Consider the following 13199-nt stretch of genomic DNA (forward strand, 5'->3'; position numbering starts at 1 on the left):
TTTTGTCTTAACCTGTCTTCAGGACAACAAAAAAGCCGGCTCGAAAGCCGGCTTCCTAATCCTCAGCAGAGAGAAGCGCTTATGCGCTTTCCTTCGGCGTCAGAACCTGACGACCACGGTACATGCCGGTCTTCAGGTCGATGTGGTGCGGACGGCGAAGTTCGCCGGAATTCTTGTCTTCAACGTAGGTCGCAGCCTTCAGCGCATCGGCCGAACGACGCATGCCGCGCTTGGACGGGGAAGTTTTTCTTTTCGGAACAGCCATTTAACGTACTCCAATGTGTCAGGCAAAGCTCTGTCACAGGCCGGTTTGAATGGCCGGATGGACATTGCCGATGTCGGAAATTGGCGCGCTTATACATAAAGCTGTGGACTTTGGCTAGACCCCGCAGCAATTTTTGTCGCGATACGGTCACATGACGCTTTCATGCCGCCAATCAGGGATAGATGCAGCGCACATAATCCGCTGAGCGGGCTGCGCGACGGGCAACAATCCCGGCAATAGCCCGCATAGCCCGCGACGGCCTGTCCGGCACCCGAACATACGGGTTGGGCAACGCCGCGGCGAGAAGTGCGGACTGGCTCGCCGTGAGCCTGGAAGCCGGCACCTTGAAATAGGTCTGCGCCGCGGCCTCGATCCCGTAAATGCCGGGTCCCCATTCGGCTATATTGAGATAGACCTCCATGATCCGCGCCTTCGACCAGACGAAATCGGTGGCAAAGGCCAGCGGCAGCTCCAGTCCCTTGCGGATGAAGGAGCGGCCATTGAACAGATAAAGGTTCTTCACCGTCTGCATGGGGATGGTGCTCGCGCCGCGCGTTTCCTCGCCCTTCAGCGTATCGTCGATTACGCCCTTCAGCTGCACGAAATCAACGCCGTAATGCCGGCAAAACTGCCCGTCCTCCGACATCATCACCGATTTGACGAGCACCGGTGCGATCTCATCGAGATCGACCCAGCGCCGGTCATAGCCCTTGAATAGAACGAGATCGGTCAGCATCAGCGTCGAGACAGGGTGAATGAAGGGCGGCCAATAGACAAGGATCAGCGCATAGGGCAGCAGCAGCAACACGAAAAGCAGCCGCAGCGCGCGGAGCCAGAGCGGTCCGCGCGGCCAGATCCAGTCGATCAGTCGCTTGCGGGGTCTCACCTCTGCCTCTTCCGTGACCCGCTCGGGCGGCGTCGGGATGTCGTCTTCCATCATCGCCATGAAGGAATGCATAAAGGCTCGGGGCCACCAAGACCAGTGGCGGCCAAATTTTTAACGAAAAGCCCCTGTCCCGCCATTGCCACGACGAAACCGAAGTGCAAATGAAAAATCATGACCGGAACCGATGCGATCTTTGATGAAAGGCTGCAAGGCGCAGCACAGGCCGTACAGGCCCTTCTCTCCGCGCTTTTGGGCGTGGCTCCCTTGCCGGGCGAAACCGCCCGCCCCGAACGCCTGATGGCAGCGATGCGGCACGGCGTGTTGAATGGCGGCAAACGGATGCGGCCCTTCCTCGTCCTGGAGACGGCCCGACTGTTCGGCGGCCCGGAAGAGGCCGCGCTGCGCGTTGCTGCGGCACTTGAATGCATCCACTGCTATTCGCTGGTTCATGACGACCTGCCCGCCATGGACGATGACGACATGCGCCGCGGCCAGCCGACGGTCCACAAGGCCTTTGACGAGGCGACCGCGATCCTTGCCGGCGATGCGTTGCTGACCTACGCCTTCGATATCCTCGCCGATGGCGAGACGAAGCTCGCCGCGGAAGCCAAGGTCGCCCTGACGCTGAAACTTGCCCGCGCCTCCGGTCTCGGTGGCATGGCCGGCGGCCAGATGCTGGACCTGCAGGCAGAAACGCGGACACCGGATGAAATTGGCATCGTCACGCTGCAGGCGATGAAGACCGGTGCGCTGATCCGCTTTGCCTGCGAAGCCGGTCCGATTCTCTCCGGCGCATCGAAAGAAGATGCAGCACGGCTCTCCGAATTCGGCCGCAAGATCGGCCTCGCCTTCCAGCTTGCCGACGATCTTCTCGATCTCACCGCAGACAGCGCAACGCTTGGCAAGGCCGCCGGCAAGGATGCCGCCAAAGGCAAGGGCACACTGCCTGCCCTTCACGGTATCGACTGGACGCGCAAGCGGCTGGTTGAGCTTGTCGAAGAGGCCGAGACCCTGCTTTCATACTATGGCGAAAAGGCAGACGTGCTGAAGGCCGCCGCCCGCTTTGTCGCGAACCGGAAAAACTGATCCCGGGAAAACGGAACCCATGAGCAAATACTGGTCCCCTATCGTCTCGACGCTGAAGCCTTATGTTGCTGGCGAACAACCGCGCATCGCCAACCTGGTGAAGCTGAATACCAACGAGAACCCCTATGGTCCCTCGCCCAGGGCGCTGGAAGCCATCCGCCACGCCGCCGACGACCGCCTGCGGCTCTATCCTGATCCTTCCGCTCTGGAGTTACGCCAAGCCATCGCCAGCCTTCACGGGGTGAATGCCGACGACGTGTTCGTGGGTAACGGCTCGGACGAGGTTCTCGCCCACACCTTCATGGGCCTGCTGAACCACGAGGCGCCGCTTCTCTATCCGGACATCACCTACAGCTTCTATCCCGTCTACAGCCAGCTTTATGGCATCGAGACGCAGCAGGTGCCGCTGGACGAGAACTTCGGAATCCGGCTATCGGATTACGATCAGCACTGCGGCGCCATCATCCTGCCCAACCCGAATGCCCCGACCGGCATCGGCCTGCCGCTTTCCGAGATCGAGGCGCTGGTGGCCGCCCATCCGGACCAGCCGGTGGTGATCGACGAGGCCTATATCGACTTCGGCGGCGACAGCGCCATTGCCCTGACGCGCAAATATCCGAACCTTCTGGTGGTTCAGACCTTTTCCAAGTCGCGCTCGCTTGCCGGCATGCGCGTCGGCTTCGCCATTGGCCAGCGCCCGCTGATAGACGCGCTGGAACGGGTGAAGGACAGTTTTAACTCCTATCCGCTCGACAAGCTGGCGCAGGTTTCTGCCAAGGCTGCGATCGAGGATGTGGAATGGTTCAAGACATGCTGCGACCGCATCATCGCGAGCCGAACTCGCGTGGTTTCAGGCCTCGAGCAACGCGGTTTCCGCGTCCTGCCGTCGCTCGCCAATTTCGTCTTCGCCACCCACCCGGATTTCGCTGGGGCCGACCTCGCGGCGAAGCTCCGCGAACGGGCAGTTCTCGTTCGCCACTTCGCCAAGCCGCGCATAGACGCCTATCTGCGCATCTCCATCGGCACGGAGGAGGAATGCGACCGGTTAATCGAAGCGCTGGATGACATTCTGGCGGACTGACCAAGATAGCTGTGGTTTCACGTGAATCACGCTTGACAGCAATTCATGAAAAAGGGGCCGAGAGGCCCCTTTTTTGTAGATTACGTCTGTAGGGGGCAACCGGCGTTAATGCCGGAAATGCCGCATTCCTGTGAAGACCATGGCCACGCCCGCCTCGTCGGCTGCGGCAATCACATCCGCATCCTTGATCGAGCCGCCCGGCTGGATCAGCGCCGTGGCGCCGGCGGCGATCATGGAAAGCAGGCTGTCCGGGAAGGGCAGGAAGGCCTCGGACGCCACGGCAGAGCCCTTGGTCATCGGCTCGGCCCAGCCGGCAGCCTTGGCTGCCTCTTCGGCCTTGATGGCGGCGATGCGGGCGGAGTCGATGCGGCTCATCTGGCCGGCGCCGATGCCCGCCGTCTGGCCGTCCTTGGCGTAAACAACGGCATTCGACTTCACATGCTTGGCGACGCGGAAGGCGAACTTCATGTCTTCCAGTTCCTGCGCCGTCGGCGCGCGTTTGGTCACCACCTTCAACGCCATGTCCTCGACCATGGCATTGTCGCGCGACTGGACGAGCAGACCGCCTGAGACGGTCTTGGCCATGATACCGCCCTTGCGCGGATCGGGAAGGCCGCCGGCGGCCAGAAGACGCAGGTTTGGCTTTGCGGCAATGAGCGCCTTGGCCTCATCGGTTACAGACGGGGCAATGATCACCTCGGTGAAGAGCTTGACGATTTCTGCAGCGGTTTCCGCATCCAGTTCCTGGTTCAGCGCAATAATGCCGCCAAAGGCAGACGTCGAGTCGCAGGCCAGCGCCCGGCGGTAGGCATCCGCAAGGCTCGAACCCGTGGCAACGCCGCACGGATTGGCATGCTTGATGATCGCGCAGGCAGGGCCCTGCTCAGGCCGGAACTCGGCGACCAGCTCGTAAGCCGCATCCGTGTCGTTGATGTTGTTGTAGGAAAGCTGCTTGCCCTGCAGCAGCGCCGCCGTGGCAACGCCGGGGCGGTTTTCGCCGGTGATGTAGAAGCCGGCCGCTTGGTGCGGGTTTTCGCCATAGCGCATTTCTTCCTTGAGCACGCCGCCGATGGCGCGATGGCGCATCATGCCGAGGTTCAGTTCGTCGGCAAACCAGTTGGAAATTGCCGCATCGTAAGCAGCCGTGCGCGCGTAGGCGGCAGCCGCCATCTTGCGTCGGAAATCATAGGAGGTCGAACCGGCATTCGACTTCAATTCGCCGATCAGGGTTTCGTAGTCCGCCGGATTGGTGATGATGGTGACATAGGCGTGGTTCTTGGCCGAAGCGCGGATCATGGCCGGGCCGCCGATGTCGATATTCTCGACCGTGGTCGGATAATCGCCGCCCTTGGAGCGAACCTCTTCGAACGGATAGAGGTTGATGACGGCGAGATCGATATCGATGATACCGTGGGCCGCCATGGCCGCCTTGTGCTCTTCGTCGTCGCGAATGGCGAGCAGGCCGCCATGAACGGTCGGATGCAGCGTCTTGACGCGGCCATCCATGATTTCCGGAAAGCCGGTGAGCTCCGAAACGTCCTTCACAGCGAGCCCCGCATCGGCAATCGCCTTGTGCGTACCACCGGTGGACAAAAGCGTAACACCTTGCTCCACAAGCGCCCTGGCAACCTCGACAATGCCTGTCTTGTCGGAGACCGAGAGAAGCGCGGTCTTGATGCGAACCTTGTCGGGAGCGGGAATTTTCTTGGAAACGACAGCCATGGGCTCAACCTCTTGCCTCAGCGGAAAACGTGGCTCCTGCCGGGCGGAGCCTGTTGCTCGCGCCCTAGCACAGTTGCGCCTTCCGGAAAACCGCAAGATGCCAATTTATCGGGCTTTTAAGCGGCCCTTTTGCTCCAGCCGCCAGCCGATTTCCGGCAGTTTGCCGACATCGAACACGATCTCAAGCTGGCGGGAGCCGCGAATGCCGGACGAGTCGGCAAAGAACACGTCTTCGCCCACCTCGATCTTGGCATCTATACAGGTGAAAGACCAGGTCTGCGCATCGGGCGCGACCAGCAGAACCTCGTTGTCATCCACCGGCCGGATCTGGATCGAGGGATGGATGTGGAAGCGGGCCGAGGCCTGAAAGCCGCAATTCTCCGGCGGTTCCACGCCGCCCTTGCCCATGAAGCGATCACCGCCGCGGATAATCGTGCCGCTGGGATGAAGCTGAAGGCTGCGCTCGTGATAAAGACCGAACTTCTCCAGATAGCCATCGTGGCTCGCCACCAGAATTTCGCCCTGCGGATCTTCCTTGCGCGTCGCTTCCACGCGCTTGACTCCGCCGGTGACCACCGTTCCGAGGTCGGAAAGCCGCCCGAAACTATGCGAGGAAGTATCGTTCAGCGTCACCGTCGAATGGGCGGCCGTCGAACGGGCCAATTGTCGATACTCCTCCGGCCCGTAAAGCGGGGACCCCGAATTGACGATCAACCGGTGACCACCGGAGGAGAGTTCGAAGGAGAGGCAGCCCGCATGGGCATGCGTCGACGTTTCCTGCGTGATCGGATAGCCGGTATCGACGATGATGGCCGTGCTGCTCGTGCCGATGCGCTGGTAGCGCATATAGGGCATGGCTCGGAAGGGCTGGCCTGCGGATTCATCATAGCGCAGCACAGCCACAAGTTCGGTCGCCAGTGTCGCGGTCGCGCCGTTGAAAAGGCTCAGTTCCCCGCTCTGGTGACGAAAGAAGCGCAGCGCCGGGAACATCCGATCGATTGCCGGAATCAGCCGCGAAGGCATTTCATGGCCGAGATTCACATAGGTCTGGCGAAGCGGCAGCAACTCCATGAGAAGATCGAGAATGGCGCGCGGATTGCGCGAAATATGCCCGCCGTCAGGCAGGATCTGGCGGTCCAGTTCGCGATCGAGGCTGGCACCCGCGCGCTGTACAACGGCGAGCGTCGTGGGCAGCGAGAGGCTGGCCATTGCAAGCGCGATGCGAATGCGCATGACTTCCAGTCCGTCGCCGGCTGTGGGAGCCACCGAGCGCAGGTAATCGACATGCATGCCGATGCTTTTCAAGAACCGGCGATAGAAACCGAGCTGCGCCGACTTCAGAATGACGGGGGAATGTGACAGCCACGACATGAGGCGAAGCGCCGCCGTCTGCGGCCGCCAGACCGGACTATCATCGGGCCAGCGATGACGCGCGATCCAGTCCTGAGCAATCTCCTGAGCGCGCTGATAATGCTTGTCGCTCTTCGTGGCCCGAAAATCCCGCAGCCAGACGAAGGAATGCAGCCGAGTTTCGAACTCGGGCGAGGGCGGGTCGAGATCGAAGACCGATTCGTCGCTGGCATCGAGCGTGCGGCCCGCCAGCGTAAAGCGTCCGTTGAAGATTTCTTCGGCGATGAAAGGATCAGACGCGCGCAGATCCGTCGGCGCGACAAGAAGCTTTTCCGGTGCTTTTCTGAAGGTTTGGCGGAAACGAAAAACGCCACCATTTGCCGCCTGATGGACTTGGCGGATGCCGCTCCTCATGTAGAGGGTAGACAGTATCTTGCGGCCGAAAGGCGCCATCATGAGAAAACTCTAGGAAATCGAACAGGATTCCTAGGCATAATCTGCCATTGCGTCAATTCAGGACGCAGGGAAGAGCTGTTGATGGTAAATTCACCAAACCGGAACAGAGCCAAAGCTTAGCTGTCGCGCCTGAGCACACAGGCATAGAAACCATCCATGCCGCTGGCCGCAGCCGTTTCGCGTTCCAGCATCGCAGGCGTCGTCCGCACCTCACCCTTCGCCGTGATCGCGTCGGGAAGACCGGGCAGAACCGAAGCCGTAACGGGAACCCGGGTCACTGAAGGCATGCTCGCCAGCAGACGCCCGATCATCTCCTCGCCCTCGATCGGATCGAGCGAGCAATTGGAGAAAACGACGATACCGCCCGGCTTGACCAGCGAAAGAGCGTGGCGCAGCAACCGCTCCTGCACGCCCGCGAGCTTGCGCACGTCGTCCAGGCCCTTGGTCCACGGAACGTCCGGATGACGGCGCGCCGTGCCGGTGGAGGAGCAGGGGGCATCCAACAAGGCCGCATCGTAGAGCGCGGCCGGCTTATGATCGCCGGCATTGCCCTCAATCAGTTCGGCTTCGAAACGCAAACGATCAAGATTTTCCTTCAACCGCTTCAGGCGGTTGGCAGACATGTCCAGCGCCGTCACCTTCGCGCCCGCCTGGATCAGCTGCGCCGTCTTGCCGCCGGGTGCGGCGCACAGATCCACAACACGCTTGTCCTGCAGGTTCCCAAAGAGCCGGGCAGGGATTGCAGCGGCAGCATCCTGCACCCACCACTCTCCATCGGCATAGCCCTCAAGATCGACGACAGAACCTTCATAATCGGCCAGCCTTACGCTGCCCGTGGGCAGCACGACGCCGCCAAGCCGCTGGGCCCAGCCTTCCGGATCGGATTTGACGGTGAGATCGATGGCCGCCGGCGCCAGGTGCGCCTCGGCAATCGCCAGCGCCGCCTCCGGGCCATAAACGGCGACCAAACGGCTTTGGAACCAGTCGGGCAGGGCGGGAACCGGGGCGCCGACCTCGTTGAGAAGCCGCTCTTTTTCGGAGGAAAGACGTCGTAGCAGCGCATTCACGAGGCTGGCAAATCGCTTGTTGCGCGGATCGTCATTCGCCTGTTCGACGGCAAGATCAACCGCAGCCCGATCCGGCACGTCGAGATAGAGGATCTGCGCGGCGGCGACCATCAGAACATGCTGAAGTGCCCGCGCGCCGTCTGGCAGCGGCGTCTTGAGCAGCGATCCGATCATGGCCTCGATGCGGGGCAAATGCCGCAGAGCCGTATTGAGGATCGCCCGCACGAGACCGCGGTCAGCCGGCGAAAGCGCCATGTAGGCGGGGTTGCCGCCCGTCTGGTCGAGCATCCCGTCCAGCGAGGCTTTCTTGTCGATCACCGCTGCCAGCAGGCGGGACGCCGCCTGACGTGCGGCCAGGCCTGGTTTATCGGAAGTTTTGATGGCGCCACGAGAGGCGGAGCCCGGCTTTGGCCGGACCGGTTTTGACGTCAAGACCACGGTCCTTCGGATGAGTTGGGCCGGCCCGCACCCGAAGATACGCTCGGCACGGATCGCGCATTGCGGGTCGGATTAGCAGCCGGGCGCGGCGGCGTCGATCCGAAATTGCCGGCAGAGGCCATTTTTTCAAGCTCCGAGACACGATTATCCGTGTTTGGATGGGTCGAAAACAGATTGTCCATCCGCTCACCCGACAGCGGGTTGATGATGAACATATGCGCCGTCGCGGGATTATGCTCGGCCTGCATGTTCGGCACCTGATGCGCATAGGCCTCGATCTTGCGCAGCGCCGAGGCAAGCCACAGCGGCTGGCCGCAAATCTCGGCACCGCGCCGGTCCGCCTCATATTCGCGCGTCCGGCTAATCGCCATCTGCACCAGCATGGCTGCAAAAGGCGCAACAATCATCGCAATCAGCGTGCCGACGATACCGAAACCGTTGTTTTCTCGACGATCACTGAAGAAGAAGGCGAAGTTGCCGAGCATGGAAATCGCACCGGCCAGCGTCGCGGTGATCGTCATGGTCAGCGTGTCGCGATGCTCGATATGGGCAAGCTCATGCGCCATGACGCCCGCAACTTCCTCGCGGCTTAGGGCGTTGAGCAGACCGACGGAGGCTGCCACCGCTGCATTCTCGGGGTTACGACCGGTCGCAAAGGCATTCGGCTGGTCGGAGTGGATGATATAGACCCGTGGCATCGGCAGGTTGGCGCGCTGCGCGAGATCACGCACGATGCCGTAATATTCCGGCGCGCTCTGCGCATCGACCTCCTGCGCGCCATACATGCGCAGAACCATGCTGTCGGCATTCCACCACGAAAACAGGTTCGTCGCTGCGGCTACCAGGAAGGCGATCATCATGCCCGCCTTGCCACCCAGCGCAAATCCGACCGCCATGAACAGGGCAGTCATGAAAGCAAGAAGCATGGCGGTTCGCATCGTATTCATCGTCGTTCCTCGTAACGGCGTGTCCAGAGACATCGATCGCCCCGCAAGTACTTTTGCTGTGGCGAAAATGTCCTTATATGATGGAGATCAGAGGCCTGAACTTCAATATGATGAGACTGCGATGACCGACGAACACGCCCCGACAGAGACGTCGACCAACACTCCGGTGGAACCGAAGAAGGAACTTTCGCCGGCAGCTCTGCGTGCACTTGCAGAGGCAGAGGCGCGGCGTCAGGCAGAGAAGCAGGCGGAGCAGCCCAAGGAAATCGGCGGACGTGGCGGCGCCGACCCGGCTCGCTTTGGCGACTGGGAAATCAAGGGCCGTGCCATCGACTTTTGAGAGAAGGGGTAATTATTCCTATTTTCAGCGGCGATGAATAAGGATATATTCCTATCCATGTTCCGAATCGCCGCTAGCATCAGCATCGTATTTATTCTTCTGGCCCAGACCCGGCCTGCGGAGGCCTTTGAATTTGCCATGCGGCAAATCAGGGGCCCCATTGCGGCCGATGTTCTGCGCGTCCTGGATGGCGATACGGTTGAAGTTCGCGCCTACCCCTGGCCGCAACAGAGTGTCGATGTCCTGGTGCGCCTGCGCGGCATTGATGCCCCGGAAATTCATTCGAAATGTGAAACCGAACGAGAAAAGGCAGAGATCGCCAGAAACCGGCTTTCCAGCATGATCGGTGAGCAAAAGCATGTGCTTCTGACGGATATCGACGGCGACAAATATTTCGGAAGGGTCGTTGCCAATCTCGGCCTTCAGGATGGGGAGGATGCGGCCAGCACGCTGATCCTTGAAAATCTTGTCCTTCCCTATGACGGCGGCCACAAGGATCATCCGTACTGTCAGTCCTGAAAATGCAAAAGACCCGGCACAAGGCCGGGTCCCACGTGTCTCACCTCATCAGCGGTTTCAACCCTTGCGGTTCTGACGGTTTTCGATCAGGTCCTCAACCACCGTCGGATCGGCCAGCGTCGAGGTATCGCCCAGCGAACCGAAATCGTCCTCGGCGATCTTGCGCAGAATGCGGCGCATGATCTTGCCGGAGCGGGTCTTCGGCAGTCCCGGCGCAAACTGGATCTTGTCCGGCGAGGCGATCGGGCCGATCTCCTTGCGCACATGCGCGACCAGATCCTTGCGCAACTGCTCGCTGCCTTCATGCCCGACCATCAGGGTCACGTAGCAATAGATGCCCTGACCCTTGAGATCATGCGGATAGCCAACCACGGCGGCTTCCGATACGGCGTCATGCGAGACAAGAGCGGATTCGACCTCCGCCGTGCCCATGCGATGGCCTGATACGTTGATCACGTCATCGACGCGGCCGGTGATCCAGTAAAAGCCGTCTTCATCGCGGCGGCAGCCATCGCCCGTGAAATACTTGCCCTTGTAGGTGGAGAAGTAAGTCTGGATGAAGCGCTCATGGTCACCATAGACCGTGCGCGCCTGACCCGGCCAGGAATCGGTGATGCATAGATTGCCGTCGGTCGCGCCGTCGAGAACCTTGCCCTCGGAATCAACGAGCTGCGGCTTCACGCCGAAGAAGGGACGCGTCGCCGAACCCGGCTTGAGATCCGTTGCGCCCGGCAGCGGCGTGATCATGATGCCGCCGGTTTCCGTCTGCCACCATGTATCGACGATCGGGCAGCGCTTGTCGCCGACCACGTTGTAATACCATTCCCAGGCTTCCGGATTGATCGGCTCGCCGACCGAACCCATGGTGCGCAGCGACGAACGCGAGGAACGTTTCACGAAGTGATCGCCAGCACCCATGAGCGCGCGAATGGCCGTGGGGGCCGTGTAGAAGATGTTGACCTTGTGCTTGTCGACGACATCCCAGAAACGCCCGGCGTCCGGATAGTTCGGCACGCCCTCGAACATCAGCGTCGTTGCACCATTCGCGAGCGGCCCGTACACGATATAGGAATGGCCGGTGACCCAGCCCACATCCGCCGTGCACCAGTAGATATCGCCGTCCTGATAATCGAAGACATATTGATGCGTCATGGAGGCATAGACGAGATAGCCACCCGTGGTGTGCAGCACGCCCTTCGGCTTGCCGGTCGAACCCGAGGTATAGAGAATGAAGAGCGGGTCTTCCGCCTTCATCTTCGCCGGCGGGCAATCGGGCTTCGCAGCTTTCGTCGCCTCGTGATACCAGATGTCTCGCGTATCGAACCATTCGACCTTGCCGCCGGTGCGGCGGACAACGAGAACATTTTCCACCTCGACCCCGGAGCGCGAGGCAATATCGATGGCAAGATCGGTATTGTGCTTGAGCGGAACCGTCTTGCCGCCGCGCAAACCTTCATCGGCCGTGATAACGAAGGTCGACTGGCAGTCGATGATGCGGCCCGCGAGTGCATCCGGAGAGAAGCCACCGAAGACGATGGAGTGGATTGCGCCGATGCGGGCGCAGGCGAGCATCGCATAGGCCGCTTCCGGGATCATCGGCATGTAGATGGTGACGCGGTCACCCTTCTTGACGCCGTTGGACTTCAGCACGTTGGAGAGACGGCAGACCTGATCGTAAAGCTCGCGATAGGTGATCTTCTTGTCGTCGTAGGGGTTGTCGCCTTCCCAGATGATGGCGACCTGATCACCGCGCGACACGAGATGGCGATCGATGCAATTATAGGCGACGTTGGTGATACCGTCCTCGAACCACTTGATCGAGACCTTGCCGGTAAACGACGTGTTCTTGACCTTGGTGAAAGGCTTGAACCAGTCGATGCGGGTGCCGTGCTTGGCCCAGAACTTCTCCGGATTGTCGGAGCTTTCCTTGTACCACTTCAGATACTTGTCATTGTCGATCAAGGTCCGCGACTTCGCGGTCTTCAATACGGGATAGGTCGTGCCTGACATGAACGCTCCTCCGAAACTCCTCGCAAACGTGAATGCCCCGCCGTCTCCCGACAGACCCTTTGGGCATCACGCGAATCCTGTTGCTGAACTCGAGAGCTAGGTATCCCTCCCTGTCAGCGACGGGCAACCTCCGACCCGTTCGAATTCGAGTTTTATCATCTAAAATCAAGCTATCAATGCGACTTTGGTCATTTGTCGGAAGCAGAATTGCAATTCTGCGCCAAAACGGCTATACGAATTTCCATATCCCGGAAATCATCAGTGGTACTACCACGGCCCGCGACACCGGCGCGGACGACTGAAGGACTCTATGCATGGCCCAACAATTGCTGATGCCCAAGGCGACCGCCGTCTGGCTTGTCGACAATACTGCCCTGTCTTTCGAGCAGATTGCACAGTTCTGCAAGCTGCACCCGCTTGAAGTCAAAGCCATCGCCGACGGCGAAAGCGCTCAGGGCATCAAGGGCCTCGATCCGATCTCCACCGGCCAGCTGTCGCGCGAGGAAATCGCCCGCGCCGAAGCCAATCCGGCGCATAAGCTCAAACTGTCCGACCCGAAGGTCCGCGTGCCGGAATCCAAGCGCAAGGGTCCGCGTTACACGCCGGTCTCCAAGCGTCAGGACCGTCCGAACGCCATTCTCTGGCTCGTGCGCAACCATCCGGAACTCAAGGACGCGCAGATTTCGCGCCTCGTCGGCACGACCAAGTCGACGATCGAGCAGATCCGCGAACGCACCCACTGGAACTCGGCAAACCTTGCCGCCATGGACCCGGTGACGCTCGGCCTCTGCTCGCAGATCGATCTCGACCTCGAGGTTGAAAAGGCCTCGAAGGGTCGTCCGCTGCCGACCGCTGAAGAGCTCGGCGCGACGTTGCAGCCCGCGCGCGAAACCGAACGCTACCCTTACGGCGACGACCAGCCGGAAGAAAAGTCGCTCGACGCAGACGCCGTTTTCGCCAAGCTCAAGTCGCTCAAGTCGACCCGCAACGACGACGAAGACGAAGACAATTTCTGAGCTGTTTGCAGCACCG

At 60.7% G+C, this 13199-nt stretch carries 12 protein-coding genes; 5 read left to right on the top strand and 7 right to left on the bottom strand.

Annotation, left to right across the window (positions count from 1 at the left end):
* Positions 1–79: 79 nt before the first annotated feature.
* On the bottom strand, positions 80–265 hold the full coding sequence (rpmF, locus tag LQK83_RS11595; protein WP_016556742.1) for a 50S ribosomal protein L32: 186 nt from the start codon (positions 263–265) through the stop codon (positions 80–82).
* 172 nt (positions 266–437) lie between these two features.
* Positions 438–1190 carry a monofunctional biosynthetic peptidoglycan transglycosylase gene (gene mtgA, locus LQK83_RS11600; protein WP_442966745.1) on the bottom strand — a complete coding sequence of 251 codons (753 nt, stop codon included), beginning with the start codon at positions 1188–1190 and terminating at the stop codon, positions 438–440.
* 132 nt (positions 1191–1322) lie between these two features.
* On the opposite strand from mtgA, the gene LQK83_RS11605 reads away from it, so the two are divergent.
* The gene (locus LQK83_RS11605) at positions 1323–2237 is read left to right on the top strand and encodes a polyprenyl synthetase family protein (protein WP_230837566.1); all 915 of its coding nucleotides are present in this window, start codon (positions 1323–1325) and stop codon (positions 2235–2237) included.
* Between the two features lie 19 nt (positions 2238–2256).
* Positions 2257–3318 (top strand): histidinol-phosphate transaminase, encoded by a 1062-nt coding sequence (gene hisC / locus LQK83_RS11610; protein WP_230837567.1) that lies wholly within the window; start codon positions 2257–2259, stop codon positions 3316–3318.
* Between the two features lie 105 nt (positions 3319–3423).
* Here hisC and purH read toward each other — a convergent pair whose 3' ends face one another.
* From purH to htpX, 4 genes are all read right to left on the bottom strand, one after another.
* Entirely contained in the window at positions 3424–5040 is a 1617-nt protein-coding gene (gene purH / locus LQK83_RS11615; RefSeq protein ID WP_230837568.1) for a bifunctional phosphoribosylaminoimidazolecarboxamide formyltransferase/IMP cyclohydrolase, read from the bottom strand.
* A 105-nt stretch (positions 5041–5145) separates the two neighbouring features.
* Positions 5146–6846, bottom strand: a complete 1701-nt coding sequence (locus LQK83_RS11620) for a heparinase II/III family protein (protein ID WP_230837569.1) — start codon at positions 6844–6846, stop codon at positions 5146–5148.
* A gap of 116 nt (positions 6847–6962) precedes the next feature.
* Entirely contained in the window at positions 6963–8345 is a 1383-nt protein-coding gene (locus tag LQK83_RS11625) for an RsmB/NOP family class I SAM-dependent RNA methyltransferase (RefSeq protein ID WP_442966738.1), read from the bottom strand.
* Positions 8342–9298 carry a zinc metalloprotease HtpX gene (htpX, locus tag LQK83_RS11630; RefSeq protein WP_230837570.1) on the bottom strand — a complete coding sequence of 319 codons (957 nt, stop codon included), beginning with the start codon at positions 9296–9298 and terminating at the stop codon, positions 8342–8344. The genes LQK83_RS11625 and htpX overlap by 4 nt, the downstream gene beginning before the upstream one ends.
* Before the next feature lie 121 nt (positions 9299–9419).
* Between htpX and LQK83_RS11635 the strand changes: the two genes are divergently transcribed.
* Together LQK83_RS11635 and LQK83_RS11640 are read left to right on the top strand one after the other, a co-directional pair.
* Positions 9420–9638 (top strand): DUF1674 domain-containing protein, encoded by a 219-nt coding sequence (locus LQK83_RS11635; protein WP_230837571.1) that lies wholly within the window; start codon positions 9420–9422, stop codon positions 9636–9638.
* 138 nt (positions 9639–9776) lie between these two features.
* Positions 9777–10157 (top strand): thermonuclease family protein, encoded by a 381-nt coding sequence (locus LQK83_RS11640; RefSeq protein WP_230837572.1) that lies wholly within the window; start codon positions 9777–9779, stop codon positions 10155–10157.
* 57 nt (positions 10158–10214) lie between these two features.
* Here LQK83_RS11640 and acs read toward each other — a convergent pair whose 3' ends face one another.
* Positions 10215–12167: an acetate--CoA ligase gene (gene acs / locus LQK83_RS11645; RefSeq protein ID WP_230837573.1), complete on the bottom strand. Its 1953-nt coding sequence runs from the start codon at positions 12165–12167 to the stop codon at positions 10215–10217.
* Between the two features lie 314 nt (positions 12168–12481).
* Here acs and LQK83_RS11650 point away from each other — a divergent pair, with 314 nt between their 5' ends.
* Positions 12482–13183 carry a DUF1013 domain-containing protein gene (locus LQK83_RS11650; RefSeq protein ID WP_230837574.1) on the top strand — a complete coding sequence of 234 codons (702 nt, stop codon included), beginning with the start codon at positions 12482–12484 and terminating at the stop codon, positions 13181–13183.
* Positions 13184–13199 lie beyond the last annotated feature (16 nt).

Origin of the sequence: Rhizobium sp. C1 (assembly GCF_021026335.1) — a bacterium.
Taxonomy (GTDB): domain Bacteria; phylum Pseudomonadota; class Alphaproteobacteria; order Rhizobiales; family Rhizobiaceae; genus Ensifer_A.

Bases quoted from the DNA above. Each gene is read 5' to 3' on its own strand.
- rpmF (WP_016556742.1), bottom strand. From the start codon at position 265: ATGGCTGTTCCGAAAAGAAAAACTTCCCCGTCCAAGCGCGGCATGCGT.
- LQK83_RS11605 (WP_230837566.1), top strand. From the start codon at position 1,323: ATGACCGGAACCGATGCGATCTTTGATGAAAGGCTGCAAGGCGCAGCA.
- hisC (WP_230837567.1), top strand. From the start codon at position 2,257: ATGAGCAAATACTGGTCCCCTATCGTCTCGACGCTGAAGCCTTATGTT.
- purH (WP_230837568.1), bottom strand. From the start codon at position 5,040: ATGGCTGTCGTTTCCAAGAAAATTCCCGCTCCCGACAAGGTTCGCATC.
- LQK83_RS11620 (WP_230837569.1), bottom strand. From the start codon at position 6,846: ATGATGGCGCCTTTCGGCCGCAAGATACTGTCTACCCTCTACATGAGG.
- htpX (WP_230837570.1), bottom strand. From the start codon at position 9,298: ATGAATACGATGCGAACCGCCATGCTTCTTGCTTTCATGACTGCCCTG.
- LQK83_RS11635 (WP_230837571.1), top strand. From the start codon at position 9,420: ATGACCGACGAACACGCCCCGACAGAGACGTCGACCAACACTCCGGTG.
- LQK83_RS11640 (WP_230837572.1), top strand. From the start codon at position 9,777: ATGCGGCAAATCAGGGGCCCCATTGCGGCCGATGTTCTGCGCGTCCTG.
- acs (WP_230837573.1), bottom strand. From the start codon at position 12,167: ATGTCAGGCACGACCTATCCCGTATTGAAGACCGCGAAGTCGCGGACC.
- LQK83_RS11650 (WP_230837574.1), top strand. From the start codon at position 12,482: ATGGCCCAACAATTGCTGATGCCCAAGGCGACCGCCGTCTGGCTTGTC.